At 62.4% G+C, this 17664-nt stretch carries 17 protein-coding genes; 2 read left to right on the top strand and 15 right to left on the bottom strand.

The window, feature by feature from the left end:
* Positions 1-84: 84 nt before the first annotated feature.
* The 9 genes from QTJ18_RS13695 to purC form a co-directional block, all read right to left on the bottom strand.
* Positions 85-1290 carry a multidrug effflux MFS transporter gene (locus QTJ18_RS13695; protein WP_252751323.1) on the bottom strand — a complete coding sequence of 402 codons (1206 nt, stop codon included), beginning with the start codon at positions 1288-1290 and terminating at the stop codon, positions 85-87.
* A 131-nt stretch (positions 1291-1421) separates the two neighbouring features.
* Positions 1422-1757 (bottom strand): Grx4 family monothiol glutaredoxin, encoded by a 336-nt coding sequence (grxD, locus tag QTJ18_RS13690; RefSeq protein WP_252750762.1) that lies wholly within the window; start codon positions 1755-1757, stop codon positions 1422-1424.
* A 419-nt stretch (positions 1758-2176) separates the two neighbouring features.
* Complete coding sequence (locus tag QTJ18_RS13685; RefSeq protein WP_252750761.1) at positions 2177-2410, bottom strand: BolA/IbaG family iron-sulfur metabolism protein; 234 nt, start codon at positions 2408-2410, stop codon at positions 2177-2179.
* Positions 2411-2495: 85 nt separating this feature from the next.
* Positions 2496-4703, bottom strand: a complete 2208-nt coding sequence (gene purL, locus QTJ18_RS13680) for a phosphoribosylformylglycinamidine synthase subunit PurL (protein ID WP_252750760.1) — start codon at positions 4701-4703, stop codon at positions 2496-2498.
* 114 nt (positions 4704-4817) lie between these two features.
* Positions 4818-5396 (bottom strand): acyloxyacyl hydrolase, encoded by a 579-nt coding sequence (locus QTJ18_RS13675; protein WP_252750759.1) that lies wholly within the window; start codon positions 5394-5396, stop codon positions 4818-4820.
* A 291-nt stretch (positions 5397-5687) separates the two neighbouring features.
* Complete coding sequence (locus QTJ18_RS13670) at positions 5688-6083, bottom strand: hypothetical protein (RefSeq protein ID WP_252751322.1); 396 nt, start codon at positions 6081-6083, stop codon at positions 5688-5690.
* A 120-nt stretch (positions 6084-6203) separates the two neighbouring features.
* A complete protein-coding gene (gene purQ, locus QTJ18_RS13665; protein WP_252750758.1) occupies positions 6204-6875 on the bottom strand; it encodes a phosphoribosylformylglycinamidine synthase subunit PurQ in 672 nt (223 codons plus the stop codon).
* 52 nt (positions 6876-6927) lie between these two features.
* Complete coding sequence (gene purS, locus QTJ18_RS13660; protein ID WP_252750757.1) at positions 6928-7170, bottom strand: phosphoribosylformylglycinamidine synthase subunit PurS; 243 nt, start codon at positions 7168-7170, stop codon at positions 6928-6930.
* 18 nt (positions 7171-7188) lie between these two features.
* A complete protein-coding gene (purC, locus tag QTJ18_RS13655) occupies positions 7189-7953 on the bottom strand; it encodes a phosphoribosylaminoimidazolesuccinocarboxamide synthase (RefSeq protein ID WP_252750756.1) in 765 nt (254 codons plus the stop codon).
* A gap of 235 nt (positions 7954-8188) precedes the next feature.
* Between purC and QTJ18_RS13650 the strand changes: the two genes are divergently transcribed.
* Entirely contained in the window at positions 8189-8503 is a 315-nt protein-coding gene (locus tag QTJ18_RS13650) for an ATPase inhibitor subunit zeta (protein ID WP_252750755.1), read from the top strand.
* Positions 8504-8563: 60 nt separating this feature from the next.
* Here QTJ18_RS13650 and QTJ18_RS13645 read toward each other — a convergent pair whose 3' ends face one another.
* Both QTJ18_RS13645 and QTJ18_RS13640 read right to left on the bottom strand, forming a co-directional pair.
* On the bottom strand, positions 8564-11092 hold the full coding sequence (locus QTJ18_RS13645; protein WP_252750754.1) for a sensor domain-containing protein: 2529 nt from the start codon (positions 11090-11092) through the stop codon (positions 8564-8566).
* 135 nt (positions 11093-11227) lie between these two features.
* Positions 11228-11782, bottom strand: a complete 555-nt coding sequence (locus QTJ18_RS13640; protein WP_252750753.1) for an RBBP9/YdeN family alpha/beta hydrolase — start codon at positions 11780-11782, stop codon at positions 11228-11230.
* Positions 11783-11951: 169 nt separating this feature from the next.
* On the opposite strand from QTJ18_RS13640, the gene QTJ18_RS13635 reads away from it, so the two are divergent.
* The gene (locus QTJ18_RS13635) at positions 11952-13604 is read left to right on the top strand and encodes a tannase/feruloyl esterase family alpha/beta hydrolase (protein ID WP_252750752.1); all 1653 of its coding nucleotides are present in this window, start codon (positions 11952-11954) and stop codon (positions 13602-13604) included.
* Between the two features lie 116 nt (positions 13605-13720).
* On the opposite strand, the gene purB is transcribed toward QTJ18_RS13635, so the two are convergent.
* The 4 genes from purB to QTJ18_RS13615 form a co-directional block, all read right to left on the bottom strand.
* Positions 13721-15022: an adenylosuccinate lyase gene (gene purB / locus QTJ18_RS13630; protein ID WP_252750751.1), complete on the bottom strand. Its 1302-nt coding sequence runs from the start codon at positions 15020-15022 to the stop codon at positions 13721-13723.
* A 77-nt stretch (positions 15023-15099) separates the two neighbouring features.
* On the bottom strand, positions 15100-15612 hold the full coding sequence (locus tag QTJ18_RS13625) for a hypothetical protein (protein ID WP_252750750.1): 513 nt from the start codon (positions 15610-15612) through the stop codon (positions 15100-15102).
* Between the two features lie 50 nt (positions 15613-15662).
* Positions 15663-16340 (bottom strand): ribulose-phosphate 3-epimerase, encoded by a 678-nt coding sequence (gene rpe, locus QTJ18_RS13620; RefSeq protein WP_252750749.1) that lies wholly within the window; start codon positions 16338-16340, stop codon positions 15663-15665.
* Between the two features lie 117 nt (positions 16341-16457).
* Positions 16458-17546 carry an ABC transporter substrate-binding protein gene (locus QTJ18_RS13615; protein ID WP_252750748.1) on the bottom strand — a complete coding sequence of 363 codons (1089 nt, stop codon included), beginning with the start codon at positions 17544-17546 and terminating at the stop codon, positions 16458-16460.
* Positions 17547-17664 lie beyond the last annotated feature (118 nt).

The raw sequence follows: 17664 nt of genomic DNA, 5'->3' as shown, positions 1-17664 counted from the left end.
CGTTTTCCTCGCGCAGAGCCGGCGGGTCGTGTCGAACCGCCGGTCCTTGTCTGGTTCCGCTGCCCCGCGCCTTCGTTGTCCCGTTCAGACCCGTGGATTTTGCGGCTGGAACAGCTTGCCGCGCTCTGCGAGCAGCACGAAGAACAGGCCGATGAAGGAGACCGCGCAGAAGCCCGCCACCATTGGCAATGCGGTTCCATTGAAAGCCTGGCCGATCAGGGCGCCGATCGCCGCCCCGCCGACCGTGCTCATGAAGCCCAGAACTGCCGACGCCGTGCCGGCGACATGGCCAAGCGGCTCCATGGCGAGCGAGTTGAAATTGGCGCCGATCCAGCCGAACATGAACATTGCAAGGCCGAAGAAGCTCAGGAAGAGCAGGAAGGGCATAGGCTGCCAGGCGAAAACCTGAACGGCCAGCCAGGTGACCGTGATGGCGATGAAGGACAGAAGCGAGGCATGCGACAGGCGCCGCATGCCAAAGCGTCCGACAAGCCTCGCATTCAGGAAGGAGGACAGCGACATGAAAGCGGCCACAGCGGCAAAGGCCAGCGGGAACCAGGCGCCCAGCCCATAAATGCCGACATAGATCTGCTGCGCCGAATTGATGAAGCCGAACAGGGCGCCGAAGATGAAGGTGGCAGAAATGGTGTAACAGAGCGCGATGCGGTTGGTGAGGACGATGCGAAAGCCGCCGATGACCGAGCGCAGGGTCAAGGGCCGCATGTCTTCCGGCGCCATGGTTTCCGGCAGGCGCATGGTCATCCACACCAGAATGGCGACCGCCATGACCGCAATGAACAGGAAGATCAGGTGCCAGTCGCCGCCCAGCATGATCAACTGGCCCGTGCCCGGCGCAATGATCGGAACGATCATGAAGACCATCATGATCAGCGACATGACTTCCGCCATGGCCCGCCCGCCATAGACGTCGCGGACGATGGAAACGGTGATCACGCGGGTGGAGGCAGCGCCGGCGCCCTGGATGAAGCGCAGAAGCAGCAGGCCGGAAAAGGACGGCACGGCCACGATGGCCAGAGCGCAGATGATATACAGCGTCAGGCCGAAGATCATCGGCTTGCGCCGCCCAAAGCGGTCGGAAATCGGGCCGTAGATGAGTTGGGCAAAGCCGAAGCCGAAGAGATAGGATGACACGATGAATTGGCGATCATTGACATCGCTAACATCGAGCGCGGCGCCGATCTCCTGCAGAGCCGGCAGCATGATGTCGATGGCAAGCGCGTTGAGCGCCATCAACATGGCCATCATGCCGATAAATTCCGCCTTGCCCATGCCTTGAAGGCGGGAAGGCGCCACATTGGTTACGGTCGTCACAAGATCTATCCTGAAAATGGAAAGGCGCCGCGGGGATGGCGGCGCCTCTTTCTGAAATGAAAGCGCTGGATGTACCAGCAGAAGGGCCTTCAGGCAGCGCCGCGAACGGCGATACCCTGTTCCTGGAAATGATTCTGCAATTCGCCGGACTGGAACATCTCACGCACGATATCGCAGCCGCCGAGGAATTCGCCCTTGACGTAGAGCTGGGGGATTGTGGGCCAGTTCGAATAGTCCTTGATGCCCTGGCGGATGTCTTGGTCCGCCAGAACATTGACGCCCTTGTAATCGACGCCGAGATAATCGAGGATCTGGACCACCTGGCCCGAGAAACCACACTGCGGGAATTGCGGGGTGCCCTTCATGAAGAGCACGACATCGCTGCCCTTCACCTGGCTATCGATCATATCGTGAACTGCGCTCATGGCTCTTGTCCTTTCCTGCCCGGGTTCAAGGTCCAGGCGTTCCGAGCTGAATATCCAAATCTTGCCGATCGAAACCCGGGACGTGGCCCTCTCCTATGGCCTTGCGTCACCAGCCGGGCAAACGCGCGGCGAGCCGGCCATGCGAAAACTCGCCTGTCGCGGCGAGGCGGGTCACGTGAGCTTCTATCAGCGAACTTCCGCTACTAGATAACACCTGCCGGTGCAATTTCCAGCCACCTTTACTGTCTTCATGGATCAATTCTGGTGATGGACGACCGGAGGTATGGCCGATCGCATCAAGCCAACCCACGCAGGGCCGACCCACGCGGGGCTGACCCACGCAGGCCGAGCCAAGCAGGGTCAAGCCAAGTTGGGCCGAGCCAAGCGGGGCCGAGCCGAAGACGGCCCCGCTGAGCAGGTTACTCCGGTGCGGAGGTCTGCAGGGCGAGGGCATGCAGCACGCCGCCCATATTGCCCTTCAGCGCCTCATAGACCATCTGATGCTGCTGCACGCGGGTCTTGCCGCGAAAGGCTTCCGCGACAACCTCAGCCGCATAATGGTCGCCATCGCCGGCCAGATCGCGAATCGTGACTTTGGCACCCGGTATCCCCGCCTTGATCATGTCTTCGATATCACCGGGGCGCATGGGCATGGGGTCATTCCTTCTATTACAGTCACAATGCAGATACGCGAAGAGTGCCAAATCTTCGCGATTTGTCAAAGATGTTGCGTGCCCGTCAGGCCATGAAGCGGGGGAACCAGCTTTCATGCGCATTGACGAGATCCACAACGGCGACATCGACCAGATCATCGATGACGAGACGTTCGCCTTCCACGCTACCCAGGGTGCGGAAGGGCACGCCGGCCGATTCGGCGCTGGCGCGAACGAAATGCGCCAGATCGGCCGGTACGGCGATGACGTAGCGCGCCTGGTCTTCCCCGAAGAGCAGGGCATGCGGCAGGCCGCGACAATCCTCCAGCGAAATCCTGGCGCCCTTCAGGGAGGCCATGCACATTTCCGCCAATGCGATGGCCAATCCGCCCGAGGAGATGTCGTGGCAGGCGGTCACCTGGCCATTGCGGATGATGGAGCGGACGAAATCGCCATGCCGACGTTCCGCGGCAAGATCCACGGAAGGGGCCGGCCCTTCGGAGGAGCCGAGAATGTCGCGCAGATAGATCGAGGAGCCGAGGTGACTGCCGTCGGTACCGATCATGATCAGCACATCGCCCGTTTTGGCCGAGCCGATGCGCGCCATTTTCGACCAGTCCGGCAGAAGGCCGACGCCGGCGATCGTGGGTGTCGGCAGGATCGCCACGCCATTGGTCTCGTTGTAGAGCGAGACATTGCCGGAGACGATCGGGAAATCCAGCGCGCGGCAGGCCTCGCCGATGCCCTGAACGGCGCCGACGAACTGGCCCATGATGTCGGGCTTTTCCGGATTGCCGAAATTGAGATTGTCGGTCGCCGCCAGCGGCTCGGCGCCGGTCGCGGTGATATTGCGCCAGCATTCGGCAACGGCCTGCTTGCCGCCTTCCACCGGATCGGCCTCCACATAACGCGGCGTGACGTCGGAAGAAAAGGCCAGCGCCTTGCTCGGATGGCCGTCGACGCGCACGACGCCGGCATCGCCGCCCGGCAATTGCAGCGAATTGCCCTGGATCAGCGTGTCATACTGTTCATAGACCCAGCGACGGCTGGACTGGTTGGGAGAGCCCACGAGGTCCAGCAGGGCCGCATTGTAATCCTTCGGTGCCTGAACCTGATCGGCCGGCAGAGCCGCGCGGCCGTTGGAGGCCTGCCAGGGACGGTCATATTCCGGCGCCTCGTCACCCAGTTCCTTGATCGGCAGATTGGCCACCTCTTCGCCCTGATGCAGGACACGGAAGCGAAGATCATCGGTGGTCTTGCCGACAATAGCGAAATCGAGACCCCATTTGACGAAGATCGCCTTGGCCTCGTCTTCCTTTTCGGGCCGCAGAACCATGAGCATGCGCTCCTGGCTTTCCGACAGCATCATCTCATAGGCGGTCATGCGCTCTTCGCGCACGGGCACCTTGTCGAGGTCGAGCTCGATGCCGAGATCGCCCTTGGCACCCATCTCGACGGCAGAGCAGGTCAGGCCGGCAGCTCCCATGTCCTGGATGGCGATGACAGCACCGGTTCCCATCAGCTCCAGGCAGGCTTCCAGCAGGCATTTTTCGGTGAAGGGATCGCCAACCTGCACGGTCGGACGCTTCTCCTCGATCTGCTCGTCGAATTCGGCCGAGGCCATGGTCGCGCCGCCAACGCCGTCGCGCCCTGTCTTGGCACCGAGATAGACGACCGGCAGGCCGACGCCTTCGGCCTTGGAGTAGAAGATTGCATCGCTCTTGGCGAGGCCGGCGGCAAAGGCATTGACCAGGATATTGCCGTTATAGCGCGCGTCGAACTCCACCTCGCCGCCCACGGTCGGAACGCCGAAGGAATTGCCATAGCCGCCGACGCCTGCGACGACGCCGGAGACCAGATGGCGGGTCTTGGCATGATCGGGCGCACCGAAGCGCAGCGCATTCATCGCGGCAATCGGGCGCGCGCCCATGGTGAAGACATCGCGCAAGATACCGCCAACGCCGGTCGCCGCACCCTGATAGGGCTCGATATAGGAGGGATGGTTATGGCTCTCCATCTTGAAGACCACGCAGTCGCCATCGTCGATATCGACCACGCCGGCATTCTCGCCCGGACCCTGGATGACCCGTGGCCCCTTGGTGGGCAGCGTGCGCAGCCACTTCTTGGAAGACTTGTAGGAGCAATGCTCATTCCACATCGCGGAGAAGATGCCGAGCTCGGTAAAGCTTGGCTCGCGACCGATCAGGTCGAGAATCCGCTGATATTCGTCGGGCTTCAGTCCGTGGGCGGCAATGAGGTCGGGCGTGATCGGCAGGCTATTGGAAATGGTCATCGTCTTCTCTAATGGGCGGTCAAGACTGGCGTCTCTTTAGCCTAGATGACAGAAGGGCGCGACAGGAAATTTCCCATCGCGCCCTGCCGACGATCAGCACAGGATGAAGGCTGTTTAAAACTTGTAGCCGACCAGAACGCCGGCGCGGGTGAGGCCGCTATTATCGTCGCCGCACAGTCCGGCATGCGATGAATGCTCGACCTGGGCGATGACGCGCCAGTTCTTGTCGAGATTGACGCCGGCGCCGAGATATTCGTGAAACAGTGCAGCGCATCCGACGAAGGGACCGCGCGTGCCGTCATTGTCCTTCTTGGCATCCGTCAGCGTGCCGCCGAAGCCGGCTTCGAGGAAGAAGCGCTCGGTCAGGTTCGCAGTCCAGGTGAAGCCCGCATAGATCTGGTTGGCTTCGCCGGCCGTCGATACGTCGCCGCCGACGTGGACACGCGGCCGCGCCAGGCGGTCCCAGCCGGTGGCGCTGTCGCTGTCGAAGGGATCGAAGAACAGCATGCCGGTGATGAAGGCGCCTTTCTCGTCGTTGAGATAGGTGTTGTCGATCGCGCCGAGAACGCCGAACCGCGCTTCATCGAAAATCATGTCCTGCGCGAAAGCCGGCGCGACTGCGCCAGGAGCAGCGCCCAGAATCGTGGCTGCTGACGCCAGCACCGCGCACGTCACCCGGCGCAACTTCATCATGTTCGGCATATCTGGTCCCGTCTCCGCATTCCCTCAAGGTGGCATGGCCGAAGCCGAAGCACCCCCTGACTGCGAAAGTAACCTTGCAGGCTTTTGAAAGACAAGCCGGAAAAAGGCGAGAATGCGGCTTTCATGACAGGCTGCTGAAAAGTGTTGCCGCAAAGGTACGAAGACAGCGGCAGCCCGGTCTCGCAAGGCGTCCAGACCCTCTACCAAAGGCATCGACATGCTGTGCGCCGCGCGAAGGCCTCCGCTGCCACGCGATCCGATTCCCCTCATCGAGATCTGGAATCAGCAGCCTTTCTGGCCGGAGGCCCAGCGCAGCACGTCGCGCCGGATACGCTCGCCATGCGCGCCATCCATCAGGGGGCCGAACGCATCCAGTCGCGCGGGATTGCCTTCGGCCTGTACGACCAGCAGCGGCCGTGATTCGGGATGTGCCTTCGGCACGGCGAGGATTCGCGGGCGGCCGGAGAAGGAATTCAGTTCCGGCGCAAGACGGTAATCGGCGAAGGCGGCGTCACCGGATTTGAACCAGCAGGCATTGGCCGAGAGCGCGACGCGCTCCATCATGGGCAGGGCCGCCCGGTTGGCGACCGGCTGCGGTTTCTGCGTCTGGCAGCCGGCAAGACTGACCACGAGAGCAAGGCCGAAAAGACCGGCAAGACGGCGAGCGGCCGAAGGCATTCCCGCAGAAAATCGGCCGGCGGAAGATCGGCCGGCAGAAGGCTGGCCATCGGGCGGGATATTATGAGGCATGGGCATGGCCACCTTCTTCACCTTCGACGCGATGGTCTGGAACCGCGATCAGGCGGCGATAACATCGAGCGCCGAGGCAAAGATGCCGCGACCATCGGTTCCGCCATGAGCGGCTTCGATCAGGTTTTCCGGATGCGGCATCATGCCGAGCACATTGCCGCGTTCGTTGACGACACCGGCAATATCGAGCATTGAACCATTGGGATTGGTGCCTTCGGCATAGCGAAAGACCACCTGGCCCTTGTCCTGCATCGCCTTCAGCCTATCGTCCTCGACGAAATAATTGCCGTCGTGATGGGCGACAGGGCAGCGGATCACCTGACCCTGCTCGAAGGCGCGGGTGAAGTCGGTATCGGCATTGACGACTTCCAGCTTCACTTCCTTGCAGACGAATCGCAGTGAGGAATTGCGCATCAGCGCGCCGGGCAGCATGCCGGCCTCAACCAGGATCTGGAAGCCGTTGCAGACGCCGAGAACCTTGACGCCCTGTTCCGCCTTTTCGCGCACCGCCTGCATGACCGGCATGCGCGCGGCAATGGCGCCGCAGCGCAGATAGTCACCATAGGAAAAACCGCCGGGGATGACGATGAGATCGACGTCCGGAATGGTGGTTTCGGTCTGCCAGACGGTCACCGGCGCCTGTCCCGAGATGCGGGTGAGGGCGGCGATCATATCGCGGTCACGGTTCAGGCCGGGCAGCTGGAGGACGGCGGACTTCATGGGTGGAGCTCAAACCTTGCTTGTGCTTCTGACAGTTCTCGACTTACGACCGTCAGGTGAGGGCTATAGAATAGTTCTCGATGACGGTATTGGCCAGAAGCTTTTCGCACATGGCTCTGAGCTCTTCCTCAGCCTTGGCCCGATCGGCCGTGTCCAGCTCCAGATCGAAGACCTTGCCCTGGCGCACCTGATGGACGCCATCAAAGCCAAGGCTGCCGAGGGCCCCCTCGATCGCCTTGCCCTGGGGGTCCAGAACGCCGTTCTTCAACGTGACGGTTACGCGTGCCTTGATCACTGACTGCTCCCTCAGCGCTTATTGGACGAGAACCGGGCCGGTGCCCCGGATCGGTTCGTTTTCGTTGATGATGCCGAGCCGGCGCGCGACTTCGGAATAGGCTTCGAGGAGCCCGCCCATGTCGCGGCGGAAGCGGTCCTTGTCCATCTTTTCCTTCGTCTCGATATCCCAGAGGCGGCAGCTGTCGGGGGAGATCTCGTCGGCCAGGATGATGCGCATCATGTCGCCCTCGAAGAGCCGGCCACATTCGATCTTGAAATCGACGAGCTGGATGCCGACGCCGAGAAACAGGCCGGAGAGGAAATCGTTGACGCGGATGGCAAGAGCCATGATGTCATCCAGCTCGGCCGGATTGGCCCAGCCGAAAGCCGTGATGTGCTCCTCGGAGACCATGGGGTCGCCAAGCTGGTCGGACTTGTAATAGAATTCGATGATCGAGCGCGGCAGCACCGTGCCTTCCTCGATCCCCAGCCGGTCCGACAGCGAGCCGGCAGCCACATTGCGCACCACCACTTCAAGCGGGATCATCTCCACTTCGCGGATCAACTGCTCGCGCATGTTGAGGCGTCGGATGAAATGGGTCGGGATACCGATCTTGTTCAGGTGCGTGAAGATATATTCCGAGATCCGGTTGTTCAGCACGCCCTTGCCATCGATGATATCGTGCTTCTTCTTGTTGAAGGCGGTCGCGTCATCCTTGAAGAACTGGATCAGCGTGCCGGGCTCCGGACCCTCATACAGGATCTTGGCCTTGCCTTCGTAGATACGGCGGCGACGGTTCATAGGTGCATGTCTCGTTTGTTGGGGCGTCCTTCGGGACGCAGTGGATGGTGTTTGAGCGGTGCAATAACGGAAATCCGCGCAATTAACAATGTGGCTTCTGATGCCTGTCCCGGCGATGGGCGACTTAAAATACTTTGTTCACTCTGTTGCTGCACCTAATCTCAAATATTCACGTATAGCGTCTGCACATCGGCTTTCGACCGAAGCAAAAATAAATATTACTCAGGAGAGAGAGATGGCTTATTTGCATAAAAAGGTCAGCGGTTCCGAAAACCTCTTCGCCTATGAACATAGTTTCCTGTTTTCCGCCCGTTATCGCCGCAACCGGCTGATCGGCCTTTGGGCAGCCGAGGCAATGGGTCAGGCCGATCCCCAATCCTATGCTTCCGATATTTGCGACTGGTCGATCGAACACTTCAGCGACGAGCAGCTGATCGAGAAGATCACCCAGGATTTCCAAACAGCAGGAAAGCGGCTTGATCTGGATGAACTGTCGCATCGCATGGTTCTGCTGCTGAACGACGTTACCCGCGACATGCGCCGCGCCTGACGATGGGGCGGAGCCGGCGCGCCGGGCTTGGGTTGCGGCGATCCGGCAGACCCTTGGCGGTCAGGTCTCCTGCCGCCAGGTCTGCGCCTTTATGAAAGGGGCGATCTGGGCGAAGGGCATCGGCCTTGCCAGCGCAAAACCCTGCAGATAGTCGCAGCCGATCTGCTTGAGGATATGGGCATGTTCCATGGTCTCGACCCCTTCCGCGATGACGCGGACGCCGAGCGATTTGCCGATATCGACAATGGCGCCGACCAGGCGGACCTGATCCTTTGACGATGGCAGGCTGCGGATCAGTTCGCGGTCGATTTTCAGTGCCGAGGGCGACAGACGCATGAGGCTGACGATCGAGGCATGGCCCGTGCCGAAATCGTCGATTTCAAGCTCGATGCCGAGCGCCCGGATGCGTCGCAGCGACGCCGTCACGCTCTTTTCGCAATCATCCAGGAAGGTCGATTCCAGCAGCTCGAAAGAGAGCGTGCCCGGCTGGATCGGCATGCGCCGCAACATCCGGCCGAGGGCAGGATCGCGCAGGCGCCGGTAGGAGACATTCACCGAGAGCTTGGGAATGCAAACACCGCTGCGCTGCCAGGCGCCGAAATCCTCGAGCGCCTGCTCCAGAATATGGGAATCGATCGTCGCCATGGCGTCGATCTCTTCCGCCGTGGGAATGAAGCTGTCGGGGCTGAGCACGCCATGCTCGGGATGCTGCCACCGCGCCAGCGTCTCGGCGCCGCAGACATCGAGCGTACGGGCATCGAACTGCAACTGATAGACGGGGAAGAATTCGCGCCGTTCCAGGCCGTGAAGGATCTCGTCTGCAATGCGCTTGCTGGAGGCGATCTTCTGCTGAATGTCTTCCGAGAAGAATTCGTGGCGGTTTCGACCATTGTTCTTGGCGCGGTACAGGGCGATATCGGCATTCAGCAGCACCTGTTTGGCATCGGAAAAGTCCGAGGTTGTCCAGGCGACGCCGATGCTGGCGCCGACGCGGCATTCGCGAGCCTCGACGATGAAGGGTTTGCGCATCTCCTTGATGATGCGCTCCGCCTGCTGCGAGAGGCGCCGGGGGCTGCCTTCGAACCTCGCGAGGACGACGAATTCGTCGCCGCCGATGCGGGCGACGAAATCATCCTTGCTCACCGAGCGGCGCAGAACAGATGCGGCATGCCGGAGGACGCCGTCGCCGGTATTGTGCCCGAGCGTGTCGTTGATCTGCTTGAATCGGTCGAGATCCAGATGCAGGACAGCCAGCGATCCGCCGCTTTCTTCGCAATCCTCGGCATAGCGGCCCAGCATCTCGTCCAGGAAACGCCGGTTGGGGAGGCCGGTCAGATAATCATGCATGGCATTGTGCTCGATGCGAACCCGCGCCGTCTCAAGCTGCGCATTGCGCGCTTCGGCCAGCGATTTCGATCGTTCCAGCTCGCGCTGCATCAGGACGTCCTCGGTAATGTCCCAATTGGCGCCGACGAGTTTCAGGTGTCCGTCCGTATCGGTGAAGATCATGGAGCAGCTGCGCACGAAGCGCTCCTGTCCGTCGCGCCGCAAAATGCGGTACTGGTCGGAAAAGCAGCGGCCGTGTTCCTGGTTGCGCTCGACGCTGGCAAGTGCCGCGGCCTTGTCGTCGGGATGCAGGAAGCTCTCCCAGGTTTCGCCGACGCGGATGTCGTGGCCGGGATCGACGCCGTAGATCTCGTACATGCGCTGGTCCCACTCGACCTCGCCGCTGACGAGATCGGCCTCGAAGACGCCGACGCCCGAAATTGCGAGGGCCATTTCCAGACGCCGGGAGGTCTGGGCCGCCCGGTGCTGTGCGGTCTTGCGTTCCGTGATATCGGTATCCGTCCCGACGACCCGCAAAGCTGCGCCCTCGGCGGTGCGTTCGATGCAGGCGCCGCGGCACTCGATCCAGACGTAATGCCCGTCCTTGTGGCGCTCGCGATATTCGAAGACCTGGAAAGCCGGATCGCCGGCCTCCTGTCTGGCAATCGCGTGAAGGGTGAACGCCACATCATCCGGATGCAGCAGCGCCAGCCATTCGTCGCGCGAGGCGGGCAGAGGATCGTCCATAGCCATGCCGCGGATCTGGCGCCAGATTGCGGAATAATACTTCGTGCCGGTCGCGTATTGATGATCCCAGACGCCGGAAACGGAGCTGACGAGGGCCGCGTTCCAGCGGCTCTCCCGCGCCATCACATCGTCGAGCATCGTCTTCTGAGCGGTGACGTCGAGGAGCTGCACGAGATAGAGCGTCACCTCAGCTGCGTCTTTTGCCGCAAAACCGCGGATATGAGCCTCCGCGAACCGCGTGCCGCCATCGGCGTCCCTGATACGCAGCAGCTGCGGAGCCTGCGGCGGCACAGGCGCGCTTACATCCGTCAGCATGGCCTTCAGCTGCGGACGATCCTCGGGATCAACAAGCGACAGAAGCGCAGTTGCGCTATCGCTCAGCCACTGCCTGCGAAAGAGGTGGTTGGCATGGATGAAGCGGCCGCTCTCCGGTTCGACGATCGCGGTGGCGAGTGGCAAATGGTCGATCTCAAAGGCCGGTGCCAATGTCACATCGGCTCGAACTGCATCAGGCACTCGCTTGCGCATCACCAGCACATCGCTCCGCAATCTGTTCAGGCGCGGCGATTGTGGCTGACGGATGTTAACTTGTGTTTAAAGAACTACGCGCCGAACTGGCTTTGACGCAGATTTTGAACGTTGCGGTTGCTTTCAAAGCTTCAGATTGGAAAGGAATTTCGCAAAAACCATGGTGCCTTCCGGCCAGGGTCCATGGCCCGATTCCGCATTGATGTGCCCGGCCTCGCCGGCATCGACCAGAAGCGAGCCCCAGGCGCTGGTGATATCGTCGGCGTGATCGTAAGAGCCGAACGGATCGTTGCGGCTGGCAATGGTGAGCGAGGGAAAGGGCAGCGGATCGCGCGGATAGGGGCCGAAGGTCATCAGGTGCTTGGGCCGAATGCCGGGATTGTCGACTTCCGGCGGAGCGACGAAGAAAGCGCCTGCCACGGGCTTTCGGAAATGCGGGATGGCGTGGATGACCGTCGGCACGCCGAGCGAATGAGCGACCAGCACCACCGGCCGTTCCGATGCATTGACCGCCTCGGCGACGCGCGCCACCCAGTCGTCGCGCACGGGTTTCGACCATTCGGCCTGCTCGACCCGTCGCGCGGTCTGCAACTTCGATTCCCAGCGGCTCTGCCAATGGTTGGGGCCTGAATTGGTGTAGCCGGGGATGATGAGAATATCTGCGTCGGAAGCCTTCATGGAGCCTTATCTGCGATCCTGAGGCCGGGACGTCAAGCCTTTCGGCGCCCGCAAAGCGGCAAAAAATAATAGGCGACACATACTAGTTTGCTGCTTGAACGGGTGTTAGCCTGCTTGCGCGCCGTGCGGGAGGACGATGCGGCGCCTGAAGCCATGACGGGAGGATTTCATGATACGAAGCCTTTGCTTTGGTGCGGTGGCGTCGGCCGTGCTGCTCGCGCCTCACCTCGTTCAGGCAGCGCCTGCCTGCGGCGATCTCGCGGGATCAGGCAGCCATCCGGCCGCCATAGAGATGACCGAGGCGACGCAGACCGCGGCCACTCCCGAAATCCCCGTGGAGCATTGCCTTGTGCGCGGCAAGACACCGGATCGGACCGGCCTCGACGGCAAGACCTACGCGATCCGGTTTGAACTGCGCCTGCCGGCGCAGTGGAACGGACGTTTCGTGCACCAGTTCAATGGCGGCAATGACGGGGCCGTGGTGCCGGCGCTGGGGCCGCTTCTCGGCGGCAACAAGGCAGATACCGCCCTTGCGCGCGGCTATGCGGTCGTGTCCAGCGATGCGGGCCATGACGGCAAGGCCAATCCCGACAAGGGACTTGCCGGCGGCGCAGCCTTTGGTTTCGATCCGCAGGCGCGCCGCGATTACGGTTATGCCGCGGTTGCCACGCTCAATCCGCTGGCTGAGGAACTGGTGGAAACCTATTATGGCGAGCCGATCGCCTACAGCTATGGGATCGGCAGTTCGAATGGCGGTCGCCACGGCTTTGTCGCGGCAAGCCGCACGCCGGAGATGTTCGACGGTATCCTCGCCGGCTATCCGGGCTTCAACCTGCCGAAAGCGTCGCTGCAGCATGCGCTCGATGTGCAGGCCTGGTCGAGGGTGAACCCGGATATTACCAAGGCCTTCTCGCGAGAGGACATGCAGGTTCTGGCGAAAGGCATTCTCGCCGCCTGCGACGGACTGGATGGGCTGCAGGACGGTATTGTCGCCGATGCCGATGCCTGCGAAACCGCCTTCCAGCCGGAGCAATTGGCCTGCGCCGCCCAAAGCGACACGGATTGCCTGTCAAAGGCCCAGATCGCCGCCCTTGTCGAGAGCCATCAAGGCCCGGTGAATGCCAGGGGCGACCAGCTCTATAGTGGCTGGGCCTGGGATCCCGGAATGGCGTCGAACAATTGGCGCGGCTGGAAACTGGAAAGCCAGGTCAAAGCCTGGGGCAGGCGGCCGATTATCGGCGTCATGGGCGCTGCCTCGCTGGCGCAGATCTTCACCACGCCGCCGACGGCGGTGGGCGGCTCGCCGGAGGATCTGCAGCGTTTCCTGCTGGATTTCGATCTGGAGACCGCGGCCGGCAAGATCTTCGCGACGGATGCTCGATACAGCCCATCCGCCGCCAAGTTCATGATCCCGCCCGGAGCGGACAGACCGGAGCTGAAGCCGTTCCGCGACCAGGGTCACAAGATGATTGTCTTCCACGGCAATGCCGACCCGGTCTTTTCGGTCGTCGACACCGTCGACTGGTATCGCAAGCTCGACGAGAACAATGGCGGCAAGGCCGGCGATTTCGTGAAGCTCTACCGCATTCCCGGCATGCCCCACGGTGCTGGCGGTCCATCCTACGACGATTTCGATTTCTTTTCGCCGCTGGTGGCCTGGGTGGAGGAGGGCAAGGTGCCTTCGGGCGTATCGGCCGGCGTGACGCCCGGCAACAAGGAAGCCGAGCCGCTCAAGGGCAAGCGCTTCCTCTACTGCCCCTATCCGAGCGTTACACGGGCATCGGGCGGCGGCACGGGAGAGGCTCAGTTTGCCTGCCGCTGATCCCTTCGGCGCAAGGCCGAACCTGCTGGAACCATAATGCCGGCCGGGGATGGGCATCGTCCCCGGCCGGCAGCTCGCCGTCCTGATCCCGGATGACCGGGAGATGAAAAAGATCGTCAGCCGAAGACGCGCCGGAAGATCGTGTCGACATGTTTGGTGTGATAGCCGAGGTCGAATTTCTCGCGGATCGTCTCTTCCGAAAGCGCCGCGCGCACCTCCTGGTCCGCCAGCAATTCCTCCAGGAAGTCCTTGCCCTGTTCCCAGACCCGCATGGCATTGCGCTGCACCAGGCGATAGGCATCCTCCCGCGAGACGCCGGCCTGGGTGAGGGCGAGCAGGACCCGCTGTGAATGAACAAGTCCGCGGAACTTGTTCATGTTCTTCAGCATGTTGTCGGGATAGATGACGAGTTTCTCGATCACCCCTGCCAGCCGGTTCAGCGCGAAATCGAGCGTGACGGTCGTATCGGGACCGATGGCGCGCTCCACCGAGGAATGGGAAATATCGCGTTCGTGCCAGAGCGCGACGTTCTCCAGCGCCGGAACGACCGACATGCGCACCAGCCGCGCCAGTCCCGTCAGGTTCTCCGTCAGCACCGGATTGCGCTTGTGCGGCATGGCGGAGGAGCCCTTCTGGCCGGGCGAGAAGAATTCTTCCGCCTCCAATACCTCGGTGCGCTGCATGTGGCGGATCTCGATTGCGACATTTTCGATCGAGGAGGCGATCACGCCGAGGGTCGCAAAGAACATGGCGTGCCGGTCACGCGGGATCACCTGGGTGGATACCGGCTCCGGCACCAGGCCAAGCTTTTCGCAGACATAGTCCTCGACGCGCGGATCGATATTGGCGAATGTGCCGACGGCACCCGATATGGCGCCGGTGGCGATCTCCGCCCTGGCCTGGACCAGGCGCTTCCGGTTGCGGTCCATCTCGGCGTAGAACCGCGCGAAGGTGAGCCCCATGGTCGTCGGCTCGGCATGGATGCCGTGGCTGCGCCCGATGCGGATCGTGTCCTTGTGCTCGAATGCCCGGGTCTTGAGCGCGTTGAGCAGCCGGTCCATGTCCGAAAGCAGGATATCGGCGGCGCGCACCAGCTGGATGTTCAAGGTCGTGTCCAGCACGTCCGAGGATGTCATGCCCTGGTGGACGAAGCGCGAGTCGGGGCCGACAAATTCCGCAAGATGCGTCAGGAAGGCGATGACGTCATGCTTGGTCACGGCTTCGATCTCGTCGATGCGCGCGACGTCGAAGGTCGCCGCTCCGCCTTTCTCCCAGATGGTGCGCGCGGCCTCCTTGGGAATGACGCCGAGATCGGCCAGCGCATCGCAGGCATAGGCCTCGATTTCGAACCAGATGCGGAATTTGGTTTCGGGCGACCAGATGGCGACCATTTCAGGCCGGGAATAGCGGGGGATCATCGAGGCTTCCTTGGCGGTTTCTTGGTGTTGGCCCCGCTTTAGCAAGAAGAGGGCGCAAGACCAAGCCTGTTGTTCCGTCAGCGGGTCAGGCGAAGAAGCATGGCCGCAGCGGCGCAGAGGAGGAGCGGGCCGAAGGGCAGATAGAGCCTAAGGCCGATGACGAGGAACTGGTAGACGGCGGATGCCGAGGTGAAGCCGAGCTGCAGCAACCAGATGCGGCTCAGCGGCTCTGCATGCCATCTGGCATAGAAGCTGCGGTAATCGAGGGCGAAGAGGGCCGCCGTCACGCCGATGGTGGAGAGGGCAAGCAGGCTTGCGATGATCAGGAAGAGAAGGCTCCGCCTGCCGCCCAGCCGCGCTTTCAGCTGCGGGGCCAGCGCTGCGGTGACAAGCCAGGCGAGGGCGGCGCCGCCGGCGAAAACCGCAATCAGCCGGCTTTCCTCAGCCTCGATCTGTCTTTCCCCCTGCATCAAGGCAAGGGCGGCCAGTGCGCCACAACAGGCACTCCAGACGATGGCGCCGGAGAGGACCGGCACGATCCGTCCGGATCGTGATGACTTTCCCTCCGACCTCATGCGTCTCGTGGTCATTGTGACATTCGATCCTCACGGTCGCGGCAGATGGCCGCAAACTCTCGACTTTATGTCGACCGGCTGTCCGCTGCCTGCCGCAGCCCGTCAATATTGGCGCGATAGGCAGCAACACCGTCTCCCTTGTAGATTGCCGAACCCGCCACGAAGACATTGGCACCGGCCCTCGTCGCCGCGCCGATCGTCTCCACCGTAATGCCGCCATCGACCTCCAGATCGATCGGCCGGCTGCCGATCATCGCGGCGGCGGCGGCGATCTTGTCCAGCATGGCCGGAATGAACTTCTGCCCGCCGAAGCCCGGATTGACGCTCATGATCAAGATGAGGTCGATATCGTCCAGAACGTTTTCCAGAACCGAAAGAGGGGTTGCCGGATTGAGAGTGACGCCGACCTTCTTGCCGAGCGACCGGATGGTCTGCAGGGAGCGGTGCAGATGCGGGCCAGCTTCGGCATGAACGGTGATTCCGTCGCAGCCGGCCTTGGCAAAGGCCTCGAGATAGGGATCCGCCGGCGCAATCATCAGATGGCAGTCGAAAAAGGCCTGGCTATGAGGCCGCAGCGCCTTGATGACATCGGGCCCGAAGGAGATGTTGGGGACGAAATGACCGTCCATCACGTCGAGATGCACCCAGTCGGCGCCGGCTTCCACGACATCGCGCACTTCCTGGCCAAGCTTTGAAAAATCGGCGGCGAGAATGGATGGGGCGATACGGATCTGCGACGGCATGGGTTCCTCCAGGGAGATGATGCGCCGCTCTACCATTCCCGCAGGGCCGGCACAATTGCCCGTCAAGACGAAGGTCCAAGCGCAGCGAGGCTCCCTTTTTGCGGACCGCGCTATCGCCTAGTCGGTTTCCGGACCGACGAGCTCGAAATGGTCGTCCTGCCATTGCTGGAGCCGGAACGGATTGCGGCGCAATTCGTGGTCGGCGCCGAACTCTACGGGTCCTACCGCCGTCTCTGTCTGCATGCTTTTCAGCGTGTCGAGCAAAGCGCTGCCGCCCGCTTGCGCCGCGGCCATGCCTGCCTTGGCAACCTGCATGGCGGCGAAGGCGGGCAGGACATAGCCTTCCGGTTCCACGCCCTGGTCGCGCAGCACGGTGACCGCCGCCTCTGCCCCCGGCAGGCGCCGGTAATCGGGCAGGGCAATGGCGAGGGTGGAATCGGCGAGCGGCACCGGGCGGTCGGCGGCGCGCATCACATCGCCACCCAGAAAGGTCAGCTGCGCGCCGTCGGCTTCGGCATCCCTGGTCATCACGGCGACATCCGAACGGTCGCCGCCGACCACGACATGGCTTGCCCCGGCGCCGACGAGCCGGCGCACGAGCGACAGCTGCTGCTCCTGTCCGGGGCGGAACGTATCGACGAAGCTCGGCTTGATGCCGCCGGCCTCGATCTTCTGGCGCACCGTGCTGATCAGTTCGCGGCCGTAAATCGTCCCGTCGTCCACCAGGGCAACGGACCGGGTCCTGAACCGCGACAGGATGATATCGGCCATCTTCTGCGCCTCCATGCCGTCCACCGGCGCGAGGCGGAAAAACGGCCATTGGTAGCGATGCGCATCCTCCATCAGGATCCTGGACCGCACCGAGACGGATATGGCCGGAATGGCTTTCTCCTTCAGGACCGGCAGGGCATCGGCAACCGTCTCCACGCACAAGAAGCCGACCGCGATCGTGGCGCCGGCCGCGGCAAGCGCCTCTGCAACCGTCCGGCCCTGGCCTTCCTCGCAGGTCTCGTTGATGCTGACCACCGCGTTTTCGTTCCCAGCCGCGCGCGCGCCGGCCAGGATCTGCGCGCCGAGGGCGGCATAAGGTCCCTGCTGCGGAGCAACGACGCCGATCACGGCGGCGCGGGCGGCGCCGGCCGTCGGCAATCCCGAGGCAAGCGCGGCAAGGCCCAGCATGGCGGCGATGGACGGAACAGATTTCATACGCTTTGTTTTCCTCTCATCGCCTACATTTAGCTGCACTGCAGCGCCGGTCAAAGGAAAACCGAAGCGGACCTGCATTGGCCGGCCAACGCTTCGTCCGCTTGGTCTATTGGGGTGA

This window comes from Rhizobium sp. SSA_523, assembly GCF_030435705.1.
GTDB lineage: Bacteria > Pseudomonadota > Alphaproteobacteria > Rhizobiales > Rhizobiaceae > Neorhizobium.
Note: the sequence above shows the minus strand (reverse complement) of the source record. Positions and strands in the feature narration are given on the sequence as shown.

Bases quoted from the DNA above. Each gene is read 5' to 3' on its own strand.
- QTJ18_RS13695 (WP_252751323.1), bottom strand. From the start codon at position 1,290: ATGGGCAAGGCGGAATTTATCGGCATGATGGCCATGTTGATGGCGCTC.
- grxD (WP_252750762.1), bottom strand. From the start codon at position 1,757: ATGAGCGCAGTTCACGATATGATCGATAGCCAGGTGAAGGGCAGCGAT.
- QTJ18_RS13685 (WP_252750761.1), bottom strand. From the start codon at position 2,410: ATGCCCATGCGCCCCGGTGATATCGAAGACATGATCAAGGCGGGGATA.
- purL (WP_252750760.1), bottom strand. From the start codon at position 4,703: ATGACCATTTCCAATAGCCTGCCGATCACGCCCGACCTCATTGCCGCC.
- QTJ18_RS13675 (WP_252750759.1), bottom strand. From the start codon at position 5,396: ATGATGAAGTTGCGCCGGGTGACGTGCGCGGTGCTGGCGTCAGCAGCC.
- QTJ18_RS13670 (WP_252751322.1), bottom strand. From the start codon at position 6,083: ATGCCTTCGGCCGCTCGCCGTCTTGCCGGTCTTTTCGGCCTTGCTCTC.
- purQ (WP_252750758.1), bottom strand. From the start codon at position 6,875: ATGAAGTCCGCCGTCCTCCAGCTGCCCGGCCTGAACCGTGACCGCGAT.
- purC (WP_252750756.1), bottom strand. From the start codon at position 7,953: ATGAACCGTCGCCGCCGTATCTACGAAGGCAAGGCCAAGATCCTGTAT.
- QTJ18_RS13650 (WP_252750755.1), top strand. From the start codon at position 8,189: ATGGCTTATTTGCATAAAAAGGTCAGCGGTTCCGAAAACCTCTTCGCC.
- QTJ18_RS13640 (WP_252750753.1), bottom strand. From the start codon at position 11,782: ATGAAGGCTTCCGACGCAGATATTCTCATCATCCCCGGCTACACCAAT.
- QTJ18_RS13635 (WP_252750752.1), top strand. From the start codon at position 11,952: ATGATACGAAGCCTTTGCTTTGGTGCGGTGGCGTCGGCCGTGCTGCTC.
- purB (WP_252750751.1), bottom strand. From the start codon at position 15,022: ATGATCCCCCGCTATTCCCGGCCTGAAATGGTCGCCATCTGGTCGCCC.
- QTJ18_RS13625 (WP_252750750.1), bottom strand. From the start codon at position 15,612: ATGACCACGAGACGCATGAGGTCGGAGGGAAAGTCATCACGATCCGGA.
- rpe (WP_252750749.1), bottom strand. From the start codon at position 16,340: ATGCCGTCGCAGATCCGTATCGCCCCATCCATTCTCGCCGCCGATTTT.
- QTJ18_RS13615 (WP_252750748.1), bottom strand. From the start codon at position 17,546: ATGAAATCTGTTCCGTCCATCGCCGCCATGCTGGGCCTTGCCGCGCTT.